At 53.9% G+C, this 1,890-nt stretch carries 1 protein-coding gene; it reads right to left on the minus strand.

Features of this window, described 5'->3' with window-relative positions; all coding sequences use genetic code 11:
- A partial coding sequence (locus GX839_07725) for a hypothetical protein (protein NLB05341.1) occupies positions 1-1,791 on the minus strand: 1,791 nt, incomplete at its 3' end.
- Positions 1,792-1,890 lie beyond the last annotated feature (99 nt).

Raw genomic sequence — 1,890 nt, forward strand, 5'->3', positions numbered from 1 at the left:
GCCCATTTCTTCCAGGATGTTCTTAAGATCATGCAAATGGGTCTCTACGAAACGGATGCTGGTTTTCTCGTCACCGAGTGATATTGGAATCTCACAATCCTCCGCACTGACAATCTCTTCCCTTAGCTCGGCCATTACCTCGTCGTCGGTTTTTACAAATTCATCGTATTTAGCGGCGCAAAGAGGGCAAAGGGCCAGATACTGAGCTTCATGCTCTTTCGGCAGATACTTTTTGGAGAGGGCTTCCTTTTTCTCGAAGTAGTGGGCTCCATCGCGCTTCCGGAAGGGCATCTCCTCTTTGCATATCTGGCAGACCATTTGGTCGGCTTCGTTCGTATATTGGTTTCGGAGCCATGTGATCGGGTCAATGGCACCGTTGGTGGTTCGAACACTTCTTTCGCGTTTCTCGTATTCCTTATCGGGCGCGTCGGTTAGTTGCTCGCCAAGACGCTCTTGACGTCGTTCCGGATTGGCCACTGGCCTGGTTGGAAACGTTGGGCGGTCCTTGCGGGCAGTGGACTCTATGATTTGCCTGTCATTCTTTAGTTTGGCAATTTCCTCCAGAGCTGGGTCGATTTCTTGTTGTGTGTTTGAATCCGCTCCTAGGGCTGAGGCTGTTCCCCCACTGTCGTGTTCTGATCGCGATGTTTCGCATGATTTATCCGACTCTGGTTGGCAGTGCGGTGAAGTTGAATATGCAGGCGTTTCCGGCGGTGCTTTAGGCTCGGATCTTGATGGAGCTTCCGGTTTGGGCGGTCTAGCGGGTGAGGCGGCGGTATTAGGTGCCGGAGACAGAGGAGCATTCCCGGTTTTGGCTTGGAATTCTAGGACTTCCTCATCACTTGATAACGCCAAGTTGCTTGACAAAGCGAGGATTTCGCGGGGCACCGACCAGTTGTTATTTTTGAGTCTTCTGGTGTCACCTTCTCCGAAGACCAGCTCAATCCAACTGGAAAGGCCATGCTTATCCTCTTGGCTATCCAGAAGGAAACGAGTTATTTGGTTGGCAGCATCGATTTTTGCGTATCCAACGTCTTTGGCAGAACTGCGAATCAAGCGAAACTCGTCCTGATCCCAGAAAACTGGAATCTCTTCGCTCTTGACGCAGGGAGCGTTACCCATGCCGTCGAGTGTGTAAACAACCTGCAAGGGAACTTGCGCCTGCTCCTCCCTAACCTGGAAAAGACGCTTGAACACGCCATCTTTCAGAAGGCGTTCATAGGCCGACTTCTCCTTCTCGCGTAGCCAAGATGCAATCATTTGGACAGCCGCCGATGTGAGCAGGCGTCCTTCCGAAACGATTCCTGCCTCAACTTTCTGGTCGAGCTCTGTATGAACACATTCGGACAGGCGGCGTGTTTTGAGAGCTTCGTATAGGGGTTGCCATTCGGCGAAGGCATCGTGCTCCGGACGCCACGCAAAAGAGACATCGCCACTGAACAGTCGCTTTAGATTGCCGTCGTCAGGGACTACCACATAAGCGGGATCCTCAAAGGTATCAGTCTGGGTGTAGACCTGCGCCTTCCGCAGGAAATTGCCCAACCAGTGGGGCTGCGGGTCCATTTTCAGCGCTTGGCGGAGCTCTCGGTAGAGCATGGCGACAACCTGCCGACGTGAGCCGTCAGCAGAAGGTGATTCCGTTTGGAGCTGCAACCATCGTCGCGCATAGGATTCGGTATCGACGTTAGCCTTCACGCCGAGGGTTTCGACGAAGAAGTCCCGTAGCCTCGGATAGGCCTGCTCCAGGTACCCGAACGCGTCCCCGAACAACTCGCGCGCGTCGCGCCACACGCAGTCCTTCGACGTGAGCCATTGCTGGCCGCTCTCCCGTTCAGGGCAGAATACAAGTGGACGATCTCTGAACTTCCCGCGCAGCCCGGAGTTGTCTCC

The organism is Fastidiosipila sp. (assembly GCA_012511175.1).
Lineage (GTDB): Bacteria > Bacillota > Clostridia > Saccharofermentanales > DTU023 > UBA4923.